The sequence below is a fragment of the Pseudoduganella sp. LjRoot289 genome (assembly GCF_964252925.1).
Classification (GTDB): Bacteria; Pseudomonadota; Gammaproteobacteria; order Burkholderiales; family Burkholderiaceae_D; genus Rugamonas.
Genome location: NZ_CAXUPN020000001.1, coordinates 1556827 through 1579160, shown reverse-complemented (window position 1 = coordinate 1579160; position 22334 = coordinate 1556827). Strand labels below are relative to the sequence as shown.

24 protein-coding genes, 2 tRNA genes and 2 pseudogenes are annotated in these 22334 nt (G+C 61.5%); 10 read left to right on the top strand and 18 right to left on the bottom strand.

Annotation, left to right across the window (positions count from 1 at the left end; all coding sequences use genetic code 11):
* Positions 1 to 65: 65 nt before the first annotated feature.
* The 7 genes from pheS to ACSQ8Y_RS06895 form a co-directional block, all read right to left on the bottom strand.
* Positions 66 to 1082, bottom strand: a complete 1017-nt coding sequence (gene pheS, locus ACSQ8Y_RS06925; RefSeq protein ID WP_436265714.1) for a phenylalanine--tRNA ligase subunit alpha — start codon at positions 1080 to 1082, stop codon at positions 66 to 68.
* 103 nt (positions 1083 to 1185) lie between these two features.
* A complete protein-coding gene (gene rplT / locus ACSQ8Y_RS06920) occupies positions 1186 to 1545 on the bottom strand; it encodes a 50S ribosomal protein L20 (protein ID WP_436265713.1) in 360 nt (119 codons plus the stop codon).
* A gap of 25 nt (positions 1546 to 1570) precedes the next feature.
* Positions 1571 to 1768: a 50S ribosomal protein L35 gene (rpmI, locus tag ACSQ8Y_RS06915; RefSeq protein ID WP_008449407.1), complete on the bottom strand. Its 198-nt coding sequence runs from the start codon at positions 1766 to 1768 to the stop codon at positions 1571 to 1573.
* Positions 1769 to 1964: 196 nt separating this feature from the next.
* On the bottom strand, positions 1965 to 2510 hold the full coding sequence (gene infC, locus ACSQ8Y_RS06910) for a translation initiation factor IF-3 (protein ID WP_436269775.1): 546 nt from the start codon (positions 2508 to 2510) through the stop codon (positions 1965 to 1967).
* 29 nt (positions 2511 to 2539) lie between these two features.
* Entirely contained in the window at positions 2540 to 4447 is a 1908-nt protein-coding gene (thrS, locus tag ACSQ8Y_RS06905) for a threonine--tRNA ligase (RefSeq protein ID WP_436269774.1), read from the bottom strand.
* Positions 4448 to 4648: 201 nt separating this feature from the next.
* Positions 4649 to 4725 (bottom strand) — tRNA-Val (locus ACSQ8Y_RS06900).
* A 55-nt stretch (positions 4726 to 4780) separates the two neighbouring features.
* Positions 4781 to 4857 (bottom strand) — tRNA-Val (locus ACSQ8Y_RS06895).
* 108 nt (positions 4858 to 4965) lie between these two features.
* On the opposite strand from ACSQ8Y_RS06895, the gene ACSQ8Y_RS06890 reads away from it, so the two are divergent.
* The gene (locus tag ACSQ8Y_RS06890; protein WP_436265712.1) at positions 4966 to 5412 is read left to right on the top strand and encodes a cache domain-containing protein; all 447 of its coding nucleotides are present in this window, start codon (positions 4966 to 4968) and stop codon (positions 5410 to 5412) included.
* Positions 5413 to 5417: 5 nt separating this feature from the next.
* Positions 5418 to 6320 carry a cation diffusion facilitator family transporter gene (locus ACSQ8Y_RS06885; RefSeq protein ID WP_436265711.1) on the top strand — a complete coding sequence of 301 codons (903 nt, stop codon included), beginning with the start codon at positions 5418 to 5420 and terminating at the stop codon, positions 6318 to 6320.
* A gap of 222 nt (positions 6321 to 6542) precedes the next feature.
* Here the strand turns inward: ACSQ8Y_RS06885 and ACSQ8Y_RS06880 are convergent, their stop codons facing one another.
* From ACSQ8Y_RS06880 to ACSQ8Y_RS06870, 3 genes are all read right to left on the bottom strand, one after another.
* Positions 6543 to 8792 (bottom strand): RelA/SpoT family protein, encoded by a 2250-nt coding sequence (locus ACSQ8Y_RS06880; RefSeq protein ID WP_436265710.1) that lies wholly within the window; start codon positions 8790 to 8792, stop codon positions 6543 to 6545.
* Between the two features lie 183 nt (positions 8793 to 8975).
* Complete coding sequence (locus ACSQ8Y_RS06875) at positions 8976 to 9326, bottom strand: RidA family protein (RefSeq protein ID WP_436265709.1); 351 nt, start codon at positions 9324 to 9326, stop codon at positions 8976 to 8978.
* Positions 9327 to 9359: 33 nt separating this feature from the next.
* Entirely contained in the window at positions 9360 to 10241 is an 882-nt protein-coding gene (locus ACSQ8Y_RS06870) for an alpha/beta fold hydrolase (RefSeq protein WP_436265708.1), read from the bottom strand.
* Between the two features lie 116 nt (positions 10242 to 10357).
* On the opposite strand from ACSQ8Y_RS06870, the gene ACSQ8Y_RS06865 reads away from it, so the two are divergent.
* Complete coding sequence (locus ACSQ8Y_RS06865; RefSeq protein ID WP_436265707.1) at positions 10358 to 11152, top strand: 3-hydroxybutyrate dehydrogenase; 795 nt, start codon at positions 10358 to 10360, stop codon at positions 11150 to 11152.
* Positions 11153 to 11296: 144 nt separating this feature from the next.
* Positions 11297 to 12619 carry a dicarboxylate/amino acid:cation symporter gene (locus ACSQ8Y_RS06860; protein WP_436269773.1) on the top strand — a complete coding sequence of 441 codons (1323 nt, stop codon included), beginning with the start codon at positions 11297 to 11299 and terminating at the stop codon, positions 12617 to 12619.
* A gap of 2 nt (positions 12620 to 12621) precedes the next feature.
* Here ACSQ8Y_RS06860 and ACSQ8Y_RS06855 read toward each other — a convergent pair whose 3' ends face one another.
* Together ACSQ8Y_RS06855 and ACSQ8Y_RS06850 are read right to left on the bottom strand one after the other, a co-directional pair.
* Entirely contained in the window at positions 12622 to 12717 is a 96-nt protein-coding gene (locus ACSQ8Y_RS06855; RefSeq protein WP_436265706.1) for a PEP-CTERM sorting domain-containing protein, read from the bottom strand.
* Positions 12718 to 12730: 13 nt separating this feature from the next.
* Entirely contained in the window at positions 12731 to 12889 is a 159-nt protein-coding gene (locus ACSQ8Y_RS06850; protein WP_436265705.1) for a hypothetical protein, read from the bottom strand.
* 24 nt (positions 12890 to 12913) lie between these two features.
* On the opposite strand from ACSQ8Y_RS06850, the gene ACSQ8Y_RS06845 reads away from it, so the two are divergent.
* The 3 genes from ACSQ8Y_RS06845 to ACSQ8Y_RS06835 all read left to right on the top strand — a co-directional run bounded on the left by ACSQ8Y_RS06845 (position 12914) and on the right by ACSQ8Y_RS06835 (position 14022).
* Positions 12914 to 13384 carry a GNAT family N-acetyltransferase gene (locus ACSQ8Y_RS06845; protein ID WP_436265704.1) on the top strand — a complete coding sequence of 157 codons (471 nt, stop codon included), beginning with the start codon at positions 12914 to 12916 and terminating at the stop codon, positions 13382 to 13384.
* A 72-nt stretch (positions 13385 to 13456) separates the two neighbouring features.
* Positions 13457 to 13654, top strand: coding sequence for a type II toxin-antitoxin system VapB family antitoxin (locus ACSQ8Y_RS06840; protein WP_436265703.1), 198 nt, complete (start codon positions 13457 to 13459; stop codon positions 13652 to 13654).
* Complete coding sequence (locus tag ACSQ8Y_RS06835; RefSeq protein WP_436265702.1) at positions 13651 to 14022, top strand: type II toxin-antitoxin system VapC family toxin; 372 nt, start codon at positions 13651 to 13653, stop codon at positions 14020 to 14022. Before ACSQ8Y_RS06840 ends, ACSQ8Y_RS06835 begins: the two co-directional genes overlap by 4 nt.
* 78 nt (positions 14023 to 14100) lie before the next feature.
* Here the strand turns inward: ACSQ8Y_RS06835 and ACSQ8Y_RS06830 are convergent.
* From ACSQ8Y_RS06830 to ACSQ8Y_RS06810, 5 genes and pseudogenes are all read right to left on the bottom strand, one after another.
* A pseudogene (locus ACSQ8Y_RS06830) lies at positions 14101 to 14229 on the bottom strand (succinyl-CoA--3-ketoacid-CoA transferase); the annotation flags it as partial.
* 84 nt (positions 14230 to 14313) lie between these two features.
* Positions 14314 to 14691, bottom strand: coding sequence for a PEP-CTERM sorting domain-containing protein (locus ACSQ8Y_RS06825; RefSeq protein WP_436269772.1), 378 nt, complete (start codon positions 14689 to 14691; stop codon positions 14314 to 14316).
* A gap of 489 nt (positions 14692 to 15180) precedes the next feature.
* Positions 15181 to 16020: pseudogene (locus ACSQ8Y_RS06820) on the bottom strand (reverse transcriptase domain-containing protein); the annotation flags it as partial.
* Between the two features lie 408 nt (positions 16021 to 16428).
* Positions 16429 to 17079 (bottom strand): 3-oxoacid CoA-transferase subunit B, encoded by a 651-nt coding sequence (locus ACSQ8Y_RS06815; RefSeq protein ID WP_436265701.1) that lies wholly within the window; start codon positions 17077 to 17079, stop codon positions 16429 to 16431.
* A 10-nt stretch (positions 17080 to 17089) separates the two neighbouring features.
* Complete coding sequence (locus tag ACSQ8Y_RS06810; protein ID WP_436265699.1) at positions 17090 to 17788, bottom strand: CoA transferase subunit A; 699 nt, start codon at positions 17786 to 17788, stop codon at positions 17090 to 17092.
* Between the two features lie 108 nt (positions 17789 to 17896).
* Here ACSQ8Y_RS06810 and ACSQ8Y_RS06805 point away from each other — a divergent pair, with 108 nt between their 5' ends.
* The gene (locus ACSQ8Y_RS06805) at positions 17897 to 18457 is read left to right on the top strand and encodes a LuxR C-terminal-related transcriptional regulator (RefSeq protein WP_436265697.1); all 561 of its coding nucleotides are present in this window, start codon (positions 17897 to 17899) and stop codon (positions 18455 to 18457) included.
* Positions 18458 to 18460: 3 nt separating this feature from the next.
* On the opposite strand, the gene ACSQ8Y_RS06800 is transcribed toward ACSQ8Y_RS06805, so the two are convergent.
* Complete coding sequence (locus tag ACSQ8Y_RS06800; protein ID WP_436265696.1) at positions 18461 to 19267, bottom strand: SDR family oxidoreductase; 807 nt, start codon at positions 19265 to 19267, stop codon at positions 18461 to 18463.
* A 258-nt stretch (positions 19268 to 19525) separates the two neighbouring features.
* Between ACSQ8Y_RS06800 and ACSQ8Y_RS06795 the strand changes: the two genes are divergently transcribed.
* On the top strand, positions 19526 to 21154 hold the full coding sequence (locus tag ACSQ8Y_RS06795) for an electron transfer flavoprotein-ubiquinone oxidoreductase (RefSeq protein ID WP_436269771.1): 1629 nt from the start codon (positions 19526 to 19528) through the stop codon (positions 21152 to 21154).
* Between the two features lie 212 nt (positions 21155 to 21366).
* Positions 21367 to 22272: a flagellin gene (locus tag ACSQ8Y_RS06790; protein ID WP_436265695.1), complete on the top strand. Its 906-nt coding sequence runs from the start codon at positions 21367 to 21369 to the stop codon at positions 22270 to 22272.
* Positions 22273 to 22334 lie beyond the last annotated feature (62 nt).

Below are 22334 nucleotides of genomic sequence, written 5' to 3'. Positions count from 1 at the left end.
GGGTGGCGCGGCATGGATTCCCGCGGGGGCCCCGAGCCCTGCGCGGGAATGACATGATGGCCGTGTCAGTTGAACTGTTTCAGGAAACGCAGGTCGCCTTCGTAGAACAGGCGCAGGTCGTTGATGCCGTAGCGCAGCATGGTCAGGCGCTCGAGGCCGGAGCCGAACGCGAAACCGATGTAGCGCTCGGGATCGAGGCCGAAGTTGCGCACCACCGAAGGATGCACCTGCCCCGAGCCGGACACTTCCAGCCAGCGGCCCTTCAAAGGACCGCTGCCGAAGGCGATGTCGATCTCGGCCGACGGTTCGGTAAACGGGAAATACGAGGGGCGGAAGCGCACCTGCAGGTCGTCGGTCTCGAAGAAGGCCTTGACGAAGTTCAGGTACACGCCCTTCAGGTCGGCGAAGCTTATGTCCTCGGCGATCCACAGGCCTTCGACCTGGTGGAACATCGGCGAGTGCGTGGCATCGCTGTCGACGCGGTAGGTGCGGCCGGGTGCGATCACCTTGATCGGCGGCGTGTGGGTGCGCGCGTAGCGCACCTGCATCGGGCTGGTGTGGGTGCGCAGCAGCAGCGGCTTGCCGGTGCTGTCGTTGCCGTCGATGTAGAAGGTGTCCTGCATCGAGCGGGCCGGATGGTTTTCCGGGCTGTTCAGGGCGGTGAAATTGGTCCAGTCCGTCTCGATCTCGGGGCCGCCGGCCACGTCGAAGCCGATCGAGCGGAAGATCTCCTCGACGCGCTCCCAGGTGCGCATCACGGGATGGAGGCCACCGCCGGCGCGGCCGCGGCCTGGCAAGGTGACGTCGATTTCCTCGCCGTTCAGGCGGGCTTGCAGCTGGGCTTCGGCCATGGCGTCGCGGCGCGCGGTGAGCGCGGCTTCGATCTGCACTTTGGCGGCGTTGATCAGCGCACCCTGGGCTTTTTTCGCCTCGGGGTCGAGCTTGCCCAGGCCCTTCATCAAATCGGTGATCTGGCCGGTCTTGCCCAGGTACTTGGCTTTGGCGTTTTCAAGTGCGGCGGCGTCTGCGGCGGCGATAAAGTCAGCACGTGCCGAGACAACCAGTTCTTCCAGGGAGTTCATCAAGCAATATTCCTGTCTTGGAAATTAAAAACGGGGCACAGGTTCACACCTTGCCCCGCTCTCATGCGCCGCCGTAGGCAGCGCTATGCATCAAACGCCGATATCAGGCAGCGATTTTTGCTTTGACGGTGTTGACAATCGCGGCGAAGGCCGGCTTGTCCATCACAGCCATATCGGCCAGAACCTTACGGTCCAGCTCGATGTTCGCCTTCTTCAGACCGTTCATGAATACGCTGTACGTCACGCCATGCTCACGGGAAGCGGCGTTGATACGGGCGATCCACAGGCGGCGGAAGACGCGCTTCTTGTTGCGGCGGTCGCGGTAAGCATATTGGCCAGCGCGCATGACTGCTTGCTTGGCAACACGGTATACCTTGCTGCGACGACCACGGTAACCTTTGGCAAGGTTCAGTACTTTTTTATGACGGGCACGCGCAGTAACCCCACGTTTTACTCTAGGCATATTAGCTCCTTAAATGAGTGTGAGATTAAGCGGTAGGCATCATACGCATGACGGACGTGACGTCCGACGCGTTGATGTTACGGGTACCACGCAGCTGACGCTTGTTTTTGGTGGTCTTCTTGGTCAGGATGTGGCGCTTGAAAGCCATACCCGATTTAACAGTACCACCTGGACGCACGCGAAAACGTTTTTTCGCGGAGCTTTTGGTCTTCATTTTTGGCATAACACATCTGTCCTTACGGACAGCTCCAAATTAACAGGATTGCAGGTGGCAGCACTACGCCGCGCTTAGAGGCCTGCTTTCACTTGTTGATGCAGCGGCCGGCTTGCGATGGCCACTACATTTTGCGGAACCGGATTATAGCCCAGTTTCGCAAATAAGTGTCATTCCCGCGCTGGCGGGAATGACAGAATGCTTCTTACTTCTTCTTTTTCGGCGCCAGGACCATGATCATCTGGCGGCCTTCCATCTTCGGGAACTGTTCGACCTGGCCGTAGGGCTCCAGGTCGGCCTTCAGACGTTCAAGCATGCGGAAACCGATATCCTGGTGCGCCATTTCACGGCCGCGGAAACGCAGCGTGATCTTGGTCTTATCGCCCTCGTCGAGGAACTTGATAAGGTTGCGCAGTTTGATATTGTAATCGCCGTCATCGGTACCGGGACGGAATTTGACTTCCTTCACGGCGATGATCTTCTGCTTCAGCTTCGCTTCGTGGGCTTTCTTCTGCTCCGAATACTTGAACTTGCCGTAGTCCATCAGACGGCACACTGGAGGGACCGCCGTCGGGGCGATCTCCACCAGGTCGACGTTCGCTTCTTCCGCCAGGCGGAAGGCTTCGGCCAGGCTCACGATACCAAGCGGTTCGTTTTCAACCCCGCTCAGACGCATTTCGGGAGCGGTGATTTCGCCATTGATGCGATGCGACTTGTCAGTAGCTATTGTAGTTTCCTTTAAAAATCTGATGATAGACCGGTATGCGAGTTTCCTCGGGGTCAGGCTTTGTTGGCAACGTCCTCAAGGAGTCGCTCAACCAGGGCGTCGATGGACATTACGCCCAGATCGACATTCCCACGCGCCCGCACGGCCACAGTGTTGGCATCCCGCTCTTTGTCGCCGACAACAAGGATGTACGGCAGTTTTTGGACGGAATGTTCGCGTATTTTATACGTTATCTTCTCGTTGCGCAAATCGGTCTGCACGCGGAAGCCCTGCTTGCGCAGCTTGGCGGCCACATCCTGGACGTAATCGGCTTGCGCATCCGAGATGTTGAGCACCGACACTTGCACCGGCGCCAGCCACATCGGCAGCGCACCCGCGTAGTTCTCGATCAGGATGCCGATGAAGCGCTCCATCGAGCCGACGATTGCGCGGTGCAGCATGACCGGCACCTGGCGCGAGTTGTCGGCCGCCACGTATTCGGCGCCCAGCCGCTCGGGCATGAAGAAGTCGACCTGCATGGTGCCGACCTGCCATGGGCGGCCCAGCGAATCCTTCAGGTGGTATTCGATCTTCGGGCCGTAGAAGGCGCCCTCGCCCGGCAGCTCGGTCCAAGTCACGCCGCAGGCACGCAGGCCGGAACGCAGCGCATCCTCGGCTTCATCCCACACTTCGTCGGTGCCGATGCGGTTGTCGGGGCGCAGGGCCAGCTTGACTTCGATGTTGGTGAAGTCGAAGTCGGCGTACACCTCCATCGCCTGGGTGTGGAAAGACACCACTTCCGGCTCGATCTGCTCCTGGGTGCAGAAGATGTGGCCATCATCCTGGGTGAAGCCGCGCACGCGCATGATGCCGTGCAGCGCGCCGGACGGCTCGTTGCGGTGGCACTGGCCGAACTCGCCGTAGCGAAGCGGCAGGTCGCGGTAGGAGCGCATATTGCTGTTGAAGATCTGCACGTGGCCCGGGCAGTTCATCGGCTTGAGCGCGTAGGAGCGGTTTTCCGATTCCGTCACGAACATGTTTTCGCGGTAGTTGTCCCAGTGGCCGGTCTTGCCCCACAGGGTGGCGTCCAGGATCTGCGGCGCCTTCACTTCCTGGTAGCCGTTGACCTGGTATTTGTTGCGCATGTACTGCTCGACCTGCTGCCAGATGGTCCAGCCCTTAGGGTGCCAGAACACCAGGCCCGGCGCCTCGTCCTGGAAGTGGAAGAAGTCCAGCTGCTTCCCGAGCTTCCGGTGGTCGCGCTTCTCGGCCTCCTCCAGCATGTGCAGGTATTGCTCCTGGTCTTCCTTCTTGGTCCAGGCGGTGCCGTAGACGCGCTGCAGCATCTCGTTTTTCGAGTCGCCGCGCCAGTAGGCGCCGGCCAGCTTCATCAGCTTGAACACTTTCAGCTTGCCGGTCGACGGCACGTGCGGGCCGCGGCACAAGTCGGTGAACTTGCCTTCACTGTACAGCGAGACGTCCTGGTCGGCAGGGATCGAGGAAATGATCTCGGCCTTGTAGTGCTCGTTGATCGACTTGAAGTAGGCCACGGCCTCGTCGCGCGGCAGCACCTGGCGGGTGACCGGCTCGTCCTTCTTGGCCAGCTCGGCCATTTTCTTCTCGATCGCCACCAGGTCGTCCGGGGTAAACGGGCGCTTGTAGGAGAAATCGTAGTAGAAGCCGTTTTCGATGACGGGACCGATGGTCACTTGCGCGTCGGGGAACAGCTCCTTGACGGCGTAGGCCAGCAAGTGGGCGGTCGAGTGGCGGATCACGTCCAGGCCTTCGGGGTCGCGCTCGGTGACGATGGCGACGTCCGCATCTTTTTCGATCAGGAAGGAGGTATCGACCACTTTGCCGTCGACCTTGCCTGCCAGCGCGGCTTTGCCGAGGCTGGTGCTGATGTTGGTAGCCACCTGGGCCACCGTCACAGGGGCGTCGAATTGACGTACGGAACCATCGGGAAGTCGGACTGCAACCATCATGCTCTCCAGTCGGCAAATGCCGGAAAAGTGTGTGAAACGGAAGTATAGGAAAATGCGGACGAAAAAAAACGCGGGCTAGCCGCGTTTTTCTTCAATGTGATAGCGTGAGAAAGCCGGTGACTAGCGTTACTTACTAACCTTGGTAGTAGTTCGCGGTGTCATAACCGGATTGCCTTTCTCGCTCTTACATAATGTTGGTGGTGGGCGGTGAGGAATTCGAATCCCCGACCCCTTGGATGTCGACCAAGTATTCTAACCAGCTGAACTAACCGCCCTTTGGTACTGCCTTGCCGCAACTACAACTACGGAAAACCATCTTACTACATGTTCTGGTGGGCGGTGAGGAATTCGAATCCCCGACCCCTTGGATGTCGACCAAGTATTCTAACCAGCTGAACTAACCGCCCGAAGACCAGCATTATAGAGAGTGAAAACGGGAAGCACAAGGGGCAAACGTGAAAACATTGCTCTACCCCACTATGCTATATTCAGCCGTCGCACAGAACACCAAAAATATGAAACATTTGCTCGCTCTCCTCGCCGCCGCGCTGCTCTGCCTGAGCGCCCGCGCGGCCGAACATGGCACGCCCGCCGAGGCGCTGGCCCTGATCAACAAGACCGCCGCCTACCTGGTGGACGAAGGTCCGGCCAAGACCTTCTTCGAAGCCAGCAACCCCAAGGGCCGCTTCACCTACCGCGACCTGTATATCGTGATCTACGACAGCCACGGCAAGGTGATGGCGCACGGCGCGATACCGCGCCTGGTCGGTATCAATGTCTTCGACTACCGCGACGAGGAGGACAAATACTTCGTGCGCGAAATCCTGGACAAGGCGGCCAAGGGCCAGCAAGGGCCGGTCGACTATAAATGGATACAGCCGCTGACGCAGCAGATGCAAGCCAAGTCGGCCTGGTTCCGCCAAGTGGGCCAGTTCGTCATCACCTGCGGCACCTACAAATAAAACCCATGCACACAGACAGCACCCATTTGCACGCGCACGGCGCGGGCGACGCCCAGCACAAGCACTATGTGGGCGACCGCAGCCTGAAGATCCTGGCCTGGGCGGTCGCGCTGACGCTGGGTTTCGCGGCGGTGGAGGCGGCGTCCGGCTTCCTGGCCAATTCGCTGGCGCTGATTTCGGACGCCGGCCACATGGTGACCGACGCCGCCGCGCTGGGCCTGGCCTTGCTGGCGCAGCTGATCGCCAAGCGCCCGCCGTCGGCGCGCTACTCCTTCGGCTACGGCCGCGCCGAGGCGCTGGCCGCCTTCGTCAACGGCTTGCTGATGCTGGGCGTGGTGGGCTGGATCGTGTTCGAAGCGGTGCAGCGCTTCAGCGCGCCGCAACAGGTTGCCGGCGGCACCGTGTTCGTGGTGGCCGGCATCGGCCTGTGCATCAACCTGCTGGTGGCGTGGGTGCTGTCGCACGACACCAAGAGCATGAACACGCGCGCCGCACTGGTGCATGTAATGGGCGACTTGCTGGGTTCGGTCGCCGCCCTGGTCGCCGGCGCCGTGATCTGGTACACCGGCTGGATGCAGATCGACCCGCTGCTGTCGGTGCTGGTCTCGCTGCTGATTCTGAAATCAACGCTGGGGATACTGAGCGAGTCCTATCACCACTTGATGGAAGGCGTGCCGGAGCAGATCGACTACAAACGGGTGGGCGCCGACCTCGAGCAAGTGGCGGGCGTGGAATCCGTGCACGACCTGCACGTATGGTCGATGTCGCCCGGCCAGCCGGCGCTAATCGGCCACATCGAAGTGCGGGACTTGCAGGAATGGCCGGCCATCCTGGCCGCCATCAAGACCATGCTGCTGGCGCGGCACGGCATCGACCACGTCACGCTGCAGGCCGAACTGGCCGCGTAGGCTGCCGCTCCCGCGCGTCCTGCGGTCACCTTTATCGTGCCATCCCCGCGCTTTTCGTGTCATCCCCGCGCATATCGTGTCATCCCCACGCATATCGTGTCCCCGCGCATATCGTGTCGTCCCCGCGCTTATCGTGTCATCCCCGCGCAGGCGGGGATCCATACTCAGCATGGATTCCCGCTTGCGCGGGAATGACAAGGTGGCTTGCGATGGCGGCGGCGCCTAGGCCCGGCGCGCTTCCAGCACGCCGCTGACCTCGGCGATCGCCGACAAGGCCTTCTGCAGTTGCGCCGTGGAGCCGATTTCTGCGGTGAAAGTCATGCGCGCCTGCCCTTTCGCGCTCTGCGTGTTGACGCCGATCACGTTGAGCTTCTCGCGCGAGAAGATCTCGGAAATGTCGCGCAGCAGGCCCTGGCGGTCGCCCGCCAGCACGAAGATGCCGACCGGGTACACGGTCTCGTTGACCGCGCGCCCCCACTCGGTGACGATGACGCGCTCCGGCGCCTTGGCGCGCATCTCGGCAAAGTTCTTGCACGTGGTGCGGTGGATGGACACGCCCTTGCCGCGCGTGACGAAGCCGACGATGCTGTCCGGCGGCGCCGGCTTGCAGCACTTGGCCAGCTGCGTCATCAGCCCGTCGGTGCCCACCACCAGCACGCCCGACTTGGCGCCTTGCTCCACGCTCGAGGCCCGGCTCTTGCCGAGCACCACCGCGTCCTCCACCTCGGCCGGCTCGCCGCTGTCGTGCAGCGCCTGCTCGACGTGGCGCAGGCTGAATTCCTCCTTGCCCACCGAGATGAACAAATCGTCCACCTTGGCGAAGCCCAGCTTGTGCGCCAGTGCTTCCAGGTTGACCGCCGTCTTGCCTTCGCGCTGCAGCGACTTCTCCACCAGCGTGCGGCCGTGGGACAGCGTTTCCTGCTGGTCGATCGCGTGGAACCACGCGCGCACCTTGGAGCGGGTCCGGCTGCTGACCGTGTATTCGGGGTTGAGCCAGTCGCGCGACGGTCCGGCGGTGCCGGGCGCACCCTTGGCGGTAATGATTTCGCAGGTCTGGCCGTTCTTCAGCTGCGTGTTCAGCGGCACCATGATGCCGTCCACGCGCGCGCCGCGGCAGCGGTGGCCGACATCGCTGTGCAGGTGGTAGGCGAAGTCGATCGGGGTCGCGCCCACCGGCAGTTCGAGCACGCGGGCCTGCGGCGTCAGCACGAAGATGCGGTCGTCCAGCGAGGCCGATTTCAGCTTCTCCACCCATTCGCGCTGGATGTCTTCCTGGCCGACCACGGCATCGGCCACGTCGGATTTCCAGGCCAGCAGCTGGCGCAGCCAGGCGATTTTTTCATCGTACTTCTGGCCCTGGAAGTTCGAACCGCCCTCTTCCTTGTAGCGCCAGTGCGCGGCCACGCCGTACTCGGCGAAATTGTGCATCTCCTGGGTGCGGATCTGCACTTCCAGCGGGCGGCCGTCGTCGGCCGTCACCACCGTGTGCAGCGAACGGTAGCCGTTCGGCTTGGGCCGCGAGATGTAGTCGTCGAATTCTTTCGGGATCGGGGTCCAGATGTTGTGCACCACGCCCAGCACGGTGTAGCAGGTCTTGACGTCGGCCACGATGACGCGGAAGGCGCGCACGTCGTACAGCTCGGTGAAGTCCAGCTCCTTGCCGCGCATCTTGCTCCAGATCGAGTAGATGTGCTTGGGCCGGCCGAACACTTCGGCCTTGATGCCTGCGCTGTCCAGCTCGTTTTGCAAACGGGTGATGGACGAGGTGACGAAGCCCTCGCGCATCATGCGTTTTTCCTCCAGCATCTTGGCGATGCGCTTGTACGCCTCCGGCTCGATGAAGCGGAACGACAAGTCTTCCAGTTCCCATTTGAGCTGCCAGATGCCGAGCCGGTTGGCCAGCGGCGCGTACAGGTCCAGCGTTTCGCGGCCGTAGTTGCGGGTCAGCTCGTCGAAGCGCTTGATGTCGGCGAAGTAGCGCAAGGTGGTCACGCAGGACGCCAGGCGCACCAGCACCACGCGCATGTCGCTGGCCATGGCCAGCAGCATCTTGCGCAGCGTTTCCACTTGCGCCATGGCTTGCTGGGCCGCGTTCTTGCCGCGTCCGGGCGCGCCGGCAGGATGGCTCTGGGTCAGCTCGCGCAAGCGTATCAGCTGGCGCACGCCGTTGACCAGCTCGGCCACCGGCACGCCGAAACGGGGTTCTATCATGGCGGCCTGGCTCGGGTCGAGCAAGGTCAGCTCGAACATCAGGCCGGCGATGCGGGTTTCCGCGTCGGTGCGCAGGAAGGCCAGCGTGCCGGCGACGCCGACGGCGAAGTCGAAGGCACCCTGGCCGCTGCTGCAGGTCTTGTCGCCATACGCTTCACTGGCCAAGTCGAGCGCGGCCAGGACCCGCGCGCCATCCTCGGCGGACAAGCCTTGGACCAGCTGGTCCGACGTTGCGCTGTTGAGCGCGGCAATAGAAACCATGTTACCTCTTGCTAAGTTAAATCGATTGTCATTCCCGCGCAGGCGGCGGCGTGCCGCTGTGCAATCCATGCGCCGCGTGCACACACGCTGCCTATGGGTTCCCCCATGCCGGTCGTTTCGCAGGCGCAGAGCGATGCGCTGCGAATTCCCTGCTACACCCTGCGCGGGAACGACAGAAACACATCAACGCTGGGCGGCAACCACGACGATTTCGACCAGGCAGGCCGGGTTGGCCAGCTTGGCTTCCACGGTGGCGCGGGCCGGCGTGTGGCCTTGCGGAACCCAGGTATCCCACACTTCGTTCAGGCCGGGGAACAGCGCCATGTCGGTGATGTAGATCTGAGCGCTCAGGATGCAGGTCTTGTCGCTGCCGGCTTCGGCCAGCAGACGGTCGATGCTGGCCAGCACTTCCTGGGTCTGGCCCACGATGTCGTTGCTGGTGTCGTTGGCGATCTGGCCGGCCAGGTACACGGTACCGTTGTGGATGGCAACTTCGGACAGGCGTTTGCCAATGTGCAGGCGATTGATTTCCATACTATTCTTTCTGTTGTGTTTATTAAAAAAATGTCACTGATCAAGTAAAAACTTCTTCGCGATGGCGATCTGGTCGTCATGGAGGAAGGTGGGAGCGTGACCGACGTCCGGTATCTCCACCAGCGTGGCTTTTGGCCCGCGCTGGGTCATGCTCAATGCTGTCGCTGGGGACAGCAGGTCCGATTGCGCGCCGCGCACCAGCAAGGTGGGGCAGCGGATCGCGTCATAGGCCGCCCACAGCATCGCCTCGTCGGCCCGCGCCGATTCGGGCGTGGCCGAGCGGAACGGCTGGGCCAATCCCATATCATAGTGGCGCACCCACTGGCCGTCGTTGTCCTGGCGCAAAACATCGGCGGCCAGTTTGTGCCATTCCGCCTCGGTATGCGGGCCGAACGGCAGCGACACGTCACGCACGAATTTGGCGCCCAGGTCAAAGGTCGGGAAGCGCAGGTGCTGGCCGATGTAGTCGCCGATGCGCTGCAGCGCTTCCGGGTCGAGCACCGGGCCGATATCGTTGAGGACCAGTTTGCTGATCGGACTGTCCGGCAGCGAGGCCAGGCCCATGCCGATCAAGCCGCCCATCGAGGTGCCGAACCAGTCCACGGTGCTGCGCGGACCGCGCGCGGTCACGCGCGCCACCAGCGTGACCATGTCGGCCACGTATTGGGGCAGACGGTACAGTTCCGGGTTGCGCAGACGGCCGGAGCGGCCCCGGCCGACCACGTCGGGCGCCACCACGCGGTAATCGCCGGCCAGCGCGCGCGCCATATTGTCGAAGTCGTCCGACACGCGGGTCACGCCGTGGACGCAGATCAGCACGTTGGGATTGTCCTGGTCGCCCCACTCCTTGTAGGCCATCTGGTGCAAGCCGCTGGGCGAGATGCACTGAACAGACTTTAATTTTGGCTCTAGCATGCTGTGTCCTTTTTTTCAACGTATGACATTTTACCCGGCGTTGCGCTTAAAATCTTATGAAGTTTAGCGCACCCATTTCCCATCCGACAACTACCACACTTTCTTAAAGGAACACCATGGCCAGCTCCCTCCTCCGCGGCAAGACCGCACTCGTCACCGGCTCCACGTCCGGCATCGGCCTGGGCATGGCGCGCGCGCTGGCGGCCGAAGGCGCCAACATCCTGTTCAACGGCTTCGGCGACGCCGCCGAGATCGCGCAATTGCAGGCCGACACGGCGCACGAATTCGGCGTGCAGACCGCCTACCACAACGCCGACATGTCGAAAGCCAAGGAAATCGAAGCCCTGTTCGCCTTCGCGGCCGACAAGTTCGGCGGCATCGACGTGCTGGTGAACAATGCCGGCATCCAGCACGTGGCCAATGTGGAAGACTTCCCGGTCGAGAAATGGGACGCCATCATCGCCATCAACCTGACCTCGGCCTTCCACACCTCGCGCCTGGCGCTGCCCTATATGCGCGGGCGCAACTGGGGCCGCATCATCAACCTGGCGTCGGCGCACGGCCTGGTGGGTTCGGCCGGCAAGTCGGCCTATGTGGCGGCCAAGCACGGCCTGGTGGGCCTGACCAAGGTCACCGCGCTGGAAACGGCGCAGACCGGCGTCACAGCCAACGCCATCTGCCCCGGCTTCGTGCTGACGCCGCTGGTGCAAAAGCAGGTCGACGCGCGCGCCGTCAAGGAAGGCTTGAGCAACGAGGAGGCGAAAAAGGCGCTGCTGGCCGACAAGCAGCCGTCCGGCGAGTTCGTCACGCCGGAGGAGTTGGGCGCGCTGGCCGTGTTCCTGTGCGGCGATGCTGCCAAGCAGGTACGCGGCGTGGCGTGGAATATGGACGGCGGCTGGGTCGCGCAATAAGGGGCAGCCCATCCGCGCGCCAGTGTGGATGACCGCAATGTGGTTAACCGCAATGTGGTTAACAACAATGGGGAAGCCCACAATAGCTGGCATATAGCGTTTCCATCATGATCGGAGCCCTGGAGTTCAGATTTTAGGGAGACGATCATGAAAAAACCATTTTACAAAGTCCTGTACGTACAGGTCCTCTTCGCCATCTTGTGCGGCGTGCTGCTGGGAATGTATTTCCCGGCCAACGGCGTGGCCATGAAACCGCTCGGCGACGGCTTCATCAAACTGATCAAGATGATCATCGCGCCGGTAATCTTCTGCACCGTCGTCGCCGGTATCGCCGGCATGCAGGACATCAAGAAAATCGGCCGCGTCGGCGGCAAGGCCCTGCTCTACTTCGAAGTGGTGTCCACCTTCGCCCTGGTGATCGGCCTGTTCGTGGCCAACATCCTGCGTCCCGGCGACGGCTTCAACGTCGATCCAACCACCCTGGACACCAAGGCCATCGCCCAGTACACCGAAAAAGCCAAGAGCCAGACCACTATCGAGTTCGTGATGAACATCATCCCGAACACGGTGGTCGACGCCTTCGCCAAGGGCGACATCCTGCAAGTGCTCCTGATTTCCGTGCTGTTCGGTTTCGCGCTGTCGCTGATGGGTGAAAAAGGCCGTCCGCTGGCCAAACTGATCGACGAACTGGCGCACGCCATCTTCGGCATGGTCAACATGGTCATGAAAGTAGCCCCGATCGGCGCGTTCGGCGCCATGGCCTTCACCATCGGCAAATACGGCATCGATTCGCTGCTGCCGCTGGCCAAGCTGATGGGTTCGTTCTACCTGACCTGCGCACTGTTCATCTTCATCGTGCTGGGCGCCATCGCCAAGTTCACCGGCTTCTCGATCGGCCGCTTCATCCTCTACATCAAGGAAGAACTGCTGATCGTGCTGGGCACCAGCTCGTCGGAAAGCGCACTGCCTTCGCTGATGAAAAAACTGGAAAAGCTGGGCTGCTCCAAGCCTGTCGTCGGCCTAGTGGTTCCAACCGGCTACTCCTTCAACCTGGACGGCACCAATATCTACATGACCATGGCCGCGCTGTTCGTAGCCCAGGCCACCAACACCGACCTGACCCTGGGCCAGGAACTGACCATCCTGGCGGTGGCGATGCTGACCTCGAAGGGCGCCTCCGGCATCACCGGCGCCGGCTTCATCACCCTGGCCGCGACGCTGGCTGTGGTGCCGACCATCCCGGTGGCGGGCATGGCGCTGATCCTGGGCATCGACCGCTTCATGAGCGAATGCCGCGCGCTGACCAATTTCATCGGCAACGGTGTGGCCACCGTGGTGGTGTCGAAGTGGGAAAACGAGCTGGACATGGAAACCATGCACCGCGAACTGGCCAACCCGTCGGCTCCGGTTGACGAGAACGCGGCAGCTGCTCCGGCACCGATCGCGGCTGTGGCAAAAGCAGGCTAATTCTACGTAGTGGCAGCACCGGCGGCGCGCTTCCTGCGCGCCGTCGTCATTCCCGGCAGGCCCACGGCCAGCAACAGCAGCGACGCCGGTTCCGGCACCCCACCCCTCCCCTCACCTCATCGATCGCGCCGGGCTGAAGCCGCTCTGCTTGTTGGCGGAGGCGAAAGCGAAATAGCGCACCTCGTCGAAGCCGGCGTTACCGGCCAGGCCCATCGGGGAGAGGCCGGGGCGCGACGTTTTGCGGGCGGCGGGCGGATCGGTTAGAGTCATGGCATTGCCATAACCCATGCCGCCATGAACATCATCCGCGCCGCGATCGCCGACCTGGAGCACGCCCAGTCCCTGCTGTATGAATATTTCGACGCCATCGGCGTGGTGGTGCGCGATAATCCGGAAGACATCGCCGCCTTCCTGTCCGAGCCGTCCAGCGCCTTGTGGATCGCGTATTCGGACGGCGCCCCGGCCGGCTGCGTCGCCCTGCGCGCGCTGCCGCTGGCCGATACGCCAGCCGCGACCGAATGCAAGCGCCTGTATGTGCAACCTGCATTCCGTGGCCGGGGTATCGCCGAGGCGCTGCTCGACGCCATGGAAGAACACGCCGGGGCCGGCGGTGCCGCATGGATCTACCTCGACACCAAGGATGACCTGGCCCCGGCACTGCGCGTCTACGAACGGCGCGGCTACCTGCGCTGCGCCCGCTACAACGACAACCCGCAAGCGACGATCTTCATGCGCAAGGCGCTGCAGGCAGTGCCAAGGTCCTGATCGGCTTGCGTTCCGTCATCGCTGTCCTTCTCTCTTGCTGCTACATTGATAGAGCAAGCTAGGAGGAAAATCATGAAAGCGTTTGTCGAAATAGATGAGAAATTGCTGGCAGAGGCCTTCCACTTTGCCGGCCCTATGGACCTCAACGCCTTGATACATACAGCCCTTACTGCCCTTGTCCAACGTGAGGCGGCGCGGCAATTAGCCCTTAGAGGCGGATCTGAACCATTCTTGGACGACATTCCTAGACGCAGATCCAAACGCGCATGATATTGGCCGACACCTCGGTTTGGGTGGATTATCTGCGCCAGCGCGACCCGCTCATGAAAGCTTTCCTTGGCGCAGGCGAGATTTTGGTTCACCCCTTTGTCACAGGTGAGCTTGCCGTTGGCAATTTGCGGGACCGCGAGGACACGCTGCACGAACTTCGATCATTACCTCAGGCAATCGTTGCGAATGAGGACTACTTCCTTCATGTGCTCGTGGGTCATCGGCTGTTTGGCACGGGTCTGGGGTTTGTTGACGTCCATTTGCTCGCTTCAGCTCTACTTGAGCCGCCGCCGTTACTGTGGACCCGGGACCGACGCCTGCACTCCGCATGCGTCCGACTAAAAATCAGCGCAAATATCCTCGGATAGGAATCAAGCAGTCGACAGCAGCCGCCTTAGCCGTAAAAAAAGCACGCCGCAGCGTGCTTTCGATGAGGGCTTGCGCGATTACAGGGCCGAAAAATCCAGCTCGGTGCCGGTGGCGGCGGCGATCTGCTCCTGCGTCACGCCGGGCGCCAGTTCGGTCACCTTCAGGCCGGCCGGCGTCACTTCCATCACGCCCAGGTCGGTGATGACCCCGCTCCGTTGCTGGAACTGCCCCCTCTCCGCGCTCCGGCTGTTGCCGGAACTGCCCCGCTTGCGCACATCCGAACCACCTTGTCACACTCGTCCGACCTCGGTGACGTCACGTTTCCGGAAGAGAACAACCCCCAGCAATCCCAGGGCAATGAGCAGAGCAGTCCCCGGTTCCGGTACCGAACGCGGCGGTACAACAGTTGGAGCATACGTAAAACCGACGTTGTCAAAGACTAGATACGAGGTATCGTCACCAATCTTGGTAAAGCGAAATTCATCAAAAATCAACCCGTCAATATTTAGAATTCCGCGAGCATTGGTACCGCTTATGCACGCTGGCGTAGTGCAAAATGGCAGACTATTCTGAATATTGAAGAGCGAAAAGCTCGTGACCCTTCCTCCATCGTGCCACAACTCCAACGTGTCACGCGTGAGCGCGCTATCAATTGCATATACTCCCATTGAAAATCGATTTACATCATGGTCTAGGCGCATTGAAAATTGTACCTGGGGCTCATTCTCAGGATAGCAATGCGACTTCGAATAAAGTTTATTTCCCGAAAAATTAGCGTAACTACCGAGCGAGCTGATTGCGCAGGAGTTACCATAGACTGGGCCTGAGAACATAATGCCCTGTGAACCGAATTGAGACAGCACCGGAGTTGCCGTAGGTAAGAGCAGTTCATTGAAGTCAACCACCCGATTAGTCGCCAGCGCGTTTGCATCCAGGCTTATCACACTGGCTGACGCGCCACCCACGGTCAAAGCAGCAAGTCCGGCAAGTCCAACCATCATCCTCTTATGTATCATAAAAACCCTAATTAAATTTCCAAGTGGAAACCATATCATAGTTCCTGTGCTATCTTCTGGGGACCCCGTGCAAAGCCGTTCGGAGTTGCAGCAGCTATGATCAGCTTGCGGCGAGACTCGCACTTGCTCGAACGCGGCCTTGCTTGGCGCATAGGCATAGGGGCGGCCATTATAAGCCCGCATCCGATGGCGCATACACATGTCCAGCTCGCGCCAGATTGTCGGCGTCTGCGCCAATCTAAAATAGCCCTTCCGTCCCAGCTCATAGCCGCGCAGTTTATCGATCACCTCGGCGATACTGCGTCCGGTCCGGCGTGTAATCTGCCGTATCCTTTGCTTAAACGTCTCCAGCGCCTTCCACGACACCTTACGCTTAACCTCGCCTATCCGAGCGGCCCAAAGGGAATAAGCCCAGAAACATGCGGCCAATCGCGCTGGCAACCGCACTTTTTGATTCATTGATCTTCAAGTGCAGCTTGTCGTATTGCCGCTTGAGCAGGTTCGTTACCCGTTCGTCAGCTTTCCGACTGCGCACATACACATTGCAGTCGTCGGCATAGCGAGCGAAGCGATGGCCTCGCCATTCCAGCTCACGATCCACCTCGTCGAGTAGCACATTAGCCAATAACGGAGAGAGCGGACCGCCTGCGGCGTTCCGTCCACCCGTTCCAGCACCACGCCGTTATCCATGATTCCCGCATTCAGGTAGGCACGCACCAGCCGGATGATGCCGGCATCGCTCACGCGTTTCCTTAGTCGGTCGATCAGGATATCGTGGATGACCCGGTCAAAGAACTTGGACAGGTCACCATCGACAACCACCCGGAAGCCTTCCTGCACATACTGCTGCGCAGCCAGCACGGCATCGCGTGCCCGGCGTCCGGGCCGAAATCCATGGCTGTGTTCACTAAAGGTAGGATCGATCAGCGGCTGCAGCACTTGCAACAGTGCCAGCTGAATCAGACGGTCGCGCCGCGCCGGTTGGGGGCCCTTCGCTGAAAAATAAATCCAGCTACTACGGCCTCTGCTGACTTCCCGCGCCGTTTCTCAACGTCGCCCTTTCAGGCATGAGGCGAGATCTCCCCAGGTAAGAACGCGCTCCTTCCCTGCACAACCGCCGGATCTACGCCGCTTCGCTTTGACCACGAGAGCTTCGCGGTTTTATGCCCGCTCGACCTACTTGGCAGCGCCTTCTATCCGGTTCTTGTTCATCGGCTCGCAGTTTCGCTCCACGCTTCCTTCCCGCAGTCGGTCACCCTTCCGCAGTTGCGCTTCACTTCGCTCGCTGTGGTCAACTCACGGCGGGACTTTCACCCACAAGAGTGCTCCCATGCTGGGCGCACATAAAAAAAGCACGCCGCAGCGTGCTTTCGATGAGGGCTTGCGCGATTACAGGGCCGAAAAATCCAGCTCGGTGCCGGTGGCCGCGGCGATCTGCTCCTGCGTCACGCCGGGCGCCAGTTCGGTCACCTTCAGGCCGGCCGGCGTCACTTCCATCACGCCCAGGTCGGTGATGACCAGGTCCACCACGCCCACGCCGGTCAACGGCAGGTCGCATTTCTTGAGCAGCTTGTGCGAAGTGCTGCCGTCCTTGGCGGTGGCCACGTGCTCCATCAGCACCACCACCTTCTTGACGCCGGCCACCAGGTCCATCGCGCCGCCCATGCCCTTGACCATCTTGCCAGGGATCATCCAGTTGGCCAGGTCGCCCTGCTCCGACACCTGCATCGCGCCCAGGATGGCCAGGTTGATCTTGCCGCCCCGTATCATGCCGAAGGAATCGGCCGAGCTGAAATAGGCCGAACCCGGCAGCGCCGTCACGGTCTGCTTGCCGGCATTGATCAGGTCGGCGTCCACCTCGGCGTCGGTCGGGAAGGGGCCGATGCCGAGCAGGCCGTTTTCCGACTGCAGGAACACTTCGATATCCGATGGCACATAGTTGGCCACCATTGTAGGCAAACCGATGCCCAGGTTGACGTAAAAACCGTCTTGCAGTTCCTTGGCCGCGCGGGCCGCCATTTCATCACGAGTCCATGCCATGTCCGTCTCCTCAGTTGGCGCGCACGGTGCGCTGTTCGATGCGTTTTTCCGGCGTCGCGTTGACGACGATGCGGTGCACGAAAATTCCCGGCGTATGCACCTGGTCCGGATCGATCTCGCCGATTTCCACCAGCTGCTCGACTTCCACCACGGTGATCTTGCCGGCGGCGGCCACGTTGGGGTTGAAATTGCGCGCCGTCTTGCGGAACACCAGGTTGCCGGCCTTGTCGGCCTTCCATGCTTTCACCAGCGACACATCGGCCACCAGCGCACGCTCCATCACGTACTGCTCGCCATCGAATTCGCGGATTTCCTTGCCCTCGGCCACAATGGTGCCGACCCCGGTCTTGGTGAAGAAGGCGGGGATGCCCGCGCCGCCGGCGCGCAGCTTCTCGGCCAGCGTGCCCTGCGGCGTGAATTCCAGTTCCAGCTCGCCGGCCAGGTACTGGCGCGCGAACTCCTTGTTCTCCCCCACGTAGGAGGCGATCATCTTGCGGATCTGGCGCGTCTCCAGCAACTGGCCGAGGCCGAAGCCGTCGACGCCGGCGTTGTTGGAAATGGCGGTCAGCTGCTTGACGCCGCTGTCGCGCAGCGCGGCGATCAGTGCTTCCGGTATGCCGCACAGGCCGAAGCCGCCGACGGCGATGGTTTGCCCATCTTGCACAATACCGGCCAGGGCGGCTGCGGCATCGGGATAAACTTTATTCATACACGTCCCCTTATGTTTTGATAAGCTTGCACTGTTGTTCACATGGGGTATCAGCATAGAATACGCACTGTGAAACCACAATACCGTAGAACTACCGGCCAGGCTCCGATGAATGCACCGCTCGCGATCGACTACGAAACCATCTTCCTGCATGCGCCTGTGGGGATGTGCATTTCCGAGAACCGCGCCATCCAGTCCTGCAACGAGGCGCTGGCCGGCATGTTCGGCTACACGCGCGAGGCGCTGGTGGGCAAATCGTTCTGCCTGCTGTATCCCACGCCGGACGAGTTCCAGCGCACGGGCGACCGCATCATCCCCATCATGAACGCCAAGGGCCGTTATTCGGACGAGCGCATCATGCGCCGCGCGAACGGGGAGCTGTTCTGGTGCCACGTCACCGGCCACGCGCTCAAGGCGCGCGAACCGCTGGGACCGGGCATCTGGACCTTCGAGGATGTGAGTGAAAAGCGGCCTGTGACGGCCGAGTTGACCCCCCGCGAGCGCGAAATCGCCGCCCTGCTCGTGGAAGGCAAGACCAGCAAGGTGATCGCGCGCCAGATCGACCTCAGCCCGCGCACGGTCGAAATGCACCGCGCCCGCCTGATGCGCAAGTTCGAGGCGGCCACCTCCTCCGAGCTGGTGCACAAGCTGGTGGGTGTGCAGCTGTAGAAACTACATCGCCGTCATGCCGTCGTCAGCCGAGATCACGGCGCCGTTGATGAAGTGGGAATCGTCGCCGGCCAGCAGCAGCAGCAAGCCGTCCAGGTCCTCCGGCTTGCCCGGGCGGCGGCGCGGCAGCATGTCGATCAGCTTGCGGCCCGGTTCGCTGGCGAAATAGTCCTCGTTGATCTCGGTCGAGATGTAGCCCGGACAGATGGCATTGGTGTTGATGCCGTATTTGCCCCACTCCACCGCCATCGCCTTGGTCATCTGCACCACGCCGGCCTTGCTCATGCAGTACACGCCGATCTGCGGCAGCACCCGCAAGCCCGCCACCGACGCGATATTGATGATGCGGTGCTGCTTTTTCGGGTCTCCCTTGGCGCGCGCGATCATGCGCTTGGCCGTTTCCTGCGCCACGAAGAAGGCGCCGCGCAGGTTCGTGTCCATCACAAAAGAGTAATCCTCCGGCGTCACGTCGACCAAACGTTGCGTAGTGGACACACCTGAATTGTTCACCAGGATGTCGATCTGCCCCGCCTCGGTCTCCGCGTGCGCGATGGCCGACTTGATGCTGGCGTAGTCCGTCACGTCCAGCGCCACGACATGGGCCGCGCCGCCGTCCGCCTCGATCTCGGCCCGCAACTCCTTCAGCCGCTCGATGCGGCGCGACGCCAGCACCACCTGCGCGCCCGCCTGCGCCAGCACCTTGGCGAAGCGGGCGCCGAGTCCGCTGGAAGCGCCGGTAATCAGCGCGATTTTGCCTTCAAAGTTCACTTCTATGCCCACGGCGCTACTCCCTGTATCCGTTGTTATCATGACCGGCGCCGCGCGAGCCTGTGCAAGCTCCGCGCGCCGCCGCTGTCTGATCGTAATCATTACACAAAATGCCAGTATTAGATTGCGGCGTCTAAGATTGTCCCGCAAAATGGCGCGCATATTGCCAAACCCGGCAAAAAGAAGCACACTCGTGCTAATTATTAGAGCCGTGCGAGCAGTCGGCGTAGAATCCCGCAATACTTTTATATAAAAACCATGACACAAAATCTCGTAGAACAGTATGGCCCCCGCGACGCGATGGAATATGACGTCGTCATCGTCGGCGGCGGTCCGGCCGGCCTTTCGGCCGCCATCAAACTCAAGCAGTTGGCCGCGGAAAAAGGCCAGGAAGTGTCGGTCGTGGTGCTGGAAAAAGGCGGCGAACTGGGCGCGCACATCCTGTCGGGCGCCATCATGGACCCGCGCGCGCTGACCGAGCTGATCCCGAATTGGAAGGAACTGGGCGCACCGCTGAACACCGAGGTGACCGAAGACCGCTTCCTGTTCCTGACCGAGAGCAAGGCCTACAAGGCGCCGAACCTGCTGCTGCCGGCCTGCTTCGAGAACCACGGCAATTATGTCATCTCGCTGGGCAATGTGGTGCGCTGGCTGGGCCAGCAGGCCGAGGCGCTGGGCGTGGAGATCTTCCCCGGCTTCGCCGCCGCCGAAGTGTTGTACAACGACGACGGCTCGGTCAAGGGCATCGCCACCGGCAATATGGGCGTCAAGCGCGACGGCGAAGCCGGTCCGGACTTCCAGCTGGGCATGGAACTGCACGGCAAGTACACGCTGTTCGCCGAAGGCGCGCGCGGCCACCTGGGCAAGCAGCTGATGGCCAGGTACGACCTGAACAAGGGCAAGGACCCGCAGTCCTACGGCATCGGCATCAAGGAACTGTGGGAAATCGATCCGGCCAAACACCAGCCCGGCCTGGTGGTGCACACCTCCGGCTGGCCGCTGGACAGCAAGACCTACGGCGGCTCCTTCCTGTACCACCTGGAAAACAACCAGGTCATGGTCGGCTATGTGGTCGGCCTGAACTATGAGAACCCCTATCTGTCGCCGTACGAGGAATTCCAGCGCTACAAGACCCACCCTGCCATCAAGAGCTTCTTCGAAGGCGGCAAGCGCATTTCCTATGGCGCCCGCGCGATCACGGCAGGGGGTTTGCAATGCCTGCCCAAGCTGGTGTTCCCGGGCGGCGCGCTGGTCGGCTGCGACGCCGGCTTCCTGAACATGAGCCGCATCAAGGGTTCGCACGCCGCCATCAAGACCGGCATGCTGGCCGCGCAAGCGGCGTTCGACGCCCTGGGCGCAGGCCGCCAGCACGACGAACTGGCAGCCTACCCGGTCGCCTTCGAGCAATCGTGGCTGCACGAGGAACTGCACGTGGCGCGCAACGTCAAGCCTTGGCTGAGCAAAGGCCTGTACCTGGGTGCCGTGATGACCGGCATCGACCAGCTGATCCTGCGCGGCAAGGCGCCGTGGACCTTGCACCACAGCCACGCCGACCACGAATGCCTGAAGCCGGCCGCCAACTACGCACCGATCGCCTATCCCAAGCCGGACGGCAAGCTGACCTTCGACCGCCTCTCGTCGGTGTTCATCTCGAACACCAACCACGCAGAAGACCAGCCCATCCACCTGACCTTGAAGAACGCCAGCGTGCCGGTGTCCGTCAACCTGTCCAAGTACGCAGGTCCCGAAGCGCGCTACTGCCCTGCCGGGGTATACGAGTTCATCAAGACGGACGAAGGCCAGGACCGCCTGCAGATCAACGCCCAGAACTGCGTGCACTGCAAGACCTGCGACATCAAGGATCCGACCCAGAACATCGTCTGGGTCACGCCGGAGGGCGGCGGCGGCCCCAACTATCCGAACATGTAACAAGCATGTAGGCTGGCAATAAAACAACAGCGCAGCGCTCCCCCGGGCCTGCGCTGTTGTGCGTTTCGGGCCATAATCGTCCATGACGAAATATTTTTCACGAAATTTCTCTAAAGCATTTAATGTCCGCTTCGGATTGGTCGTCTTGTACTTGGGAGAGCGCAAATAAAGCAACGCTGCTCTGAATCGAACCCACCTACCAGGAGTTATTCATGCTGAGCCTTCACACCAACGCCGCGGCCCTGTCCGCACAAAATTCGATCTCCCGCACGCAGGATAACCTGTCGACGTCGATGACTCGTCTGAGCACCGGCTACCGCATCAACTCGGCAATGGATGACGCTGCAGGCCTGCAGATTGCAACCCGTCTGAAAGCACAGACCAGCGGCATGGCGATGGCGATGCGCAACACCCAGAATTCGATCTCGATGCTGCAAACCGGCGAAGGCGCGCTGGACGAGACCACCAACATCCTGGTCCGCATGAAAGACCTGGCCACCCAGGCAGCCGACGGCTCGTCGACGGCGGACGACCAGACCGCGATCCAGGCTGAGTTCGACTCGCTGACCAACGAACTGAGCAACATCATGACCAACACCAAGTTCGGCGGCACCGCGCTGCTGACCAGCGGCACCGGCAAGCTGTCGGCCGCTGTGACCTTCCAGATCGGCGCCGACCAGTCAGAAACCATGGACGGCGACATGTCGGCCGAACTGACCGACGTGCACACCACGCTGCTGGCCGTGTCCGCAGGCTATGATGGCGCAACCGGCGTGGCGATGGCCGCACCTGGTAGCGAAGTGGGCGGCGGCGCTGCCAGCGCTGCAGCAGGCTCGGCCCTGGCCAACGGCACCATCAGCGACCTGGACGACGCCATCAACTCGGTATCGACCCTGCGTTCGAAAATCGGTGCGATCTCGAACCGCCTGGACCACGTCTACAACAACTTGTCGAACATTTCGACCAACACCAAAACCGCAACCGGCCGTATCATGGACGTAGACTTCGCTTCCGAGTCCGCTTCGATGACCTCGAGCCAGATGCTGCTGCAAGCCGGCACCGCGATGCTGAAGCAAAGCAACAGCCAGTCCTCGCTGGTTCTGTCCCTGCTGCAGTAATAGCCAGGGCTTCCCGGGTGCTCGCGCGCCCGGGACGACTAGAGCCAACCGGACTGCCGGTT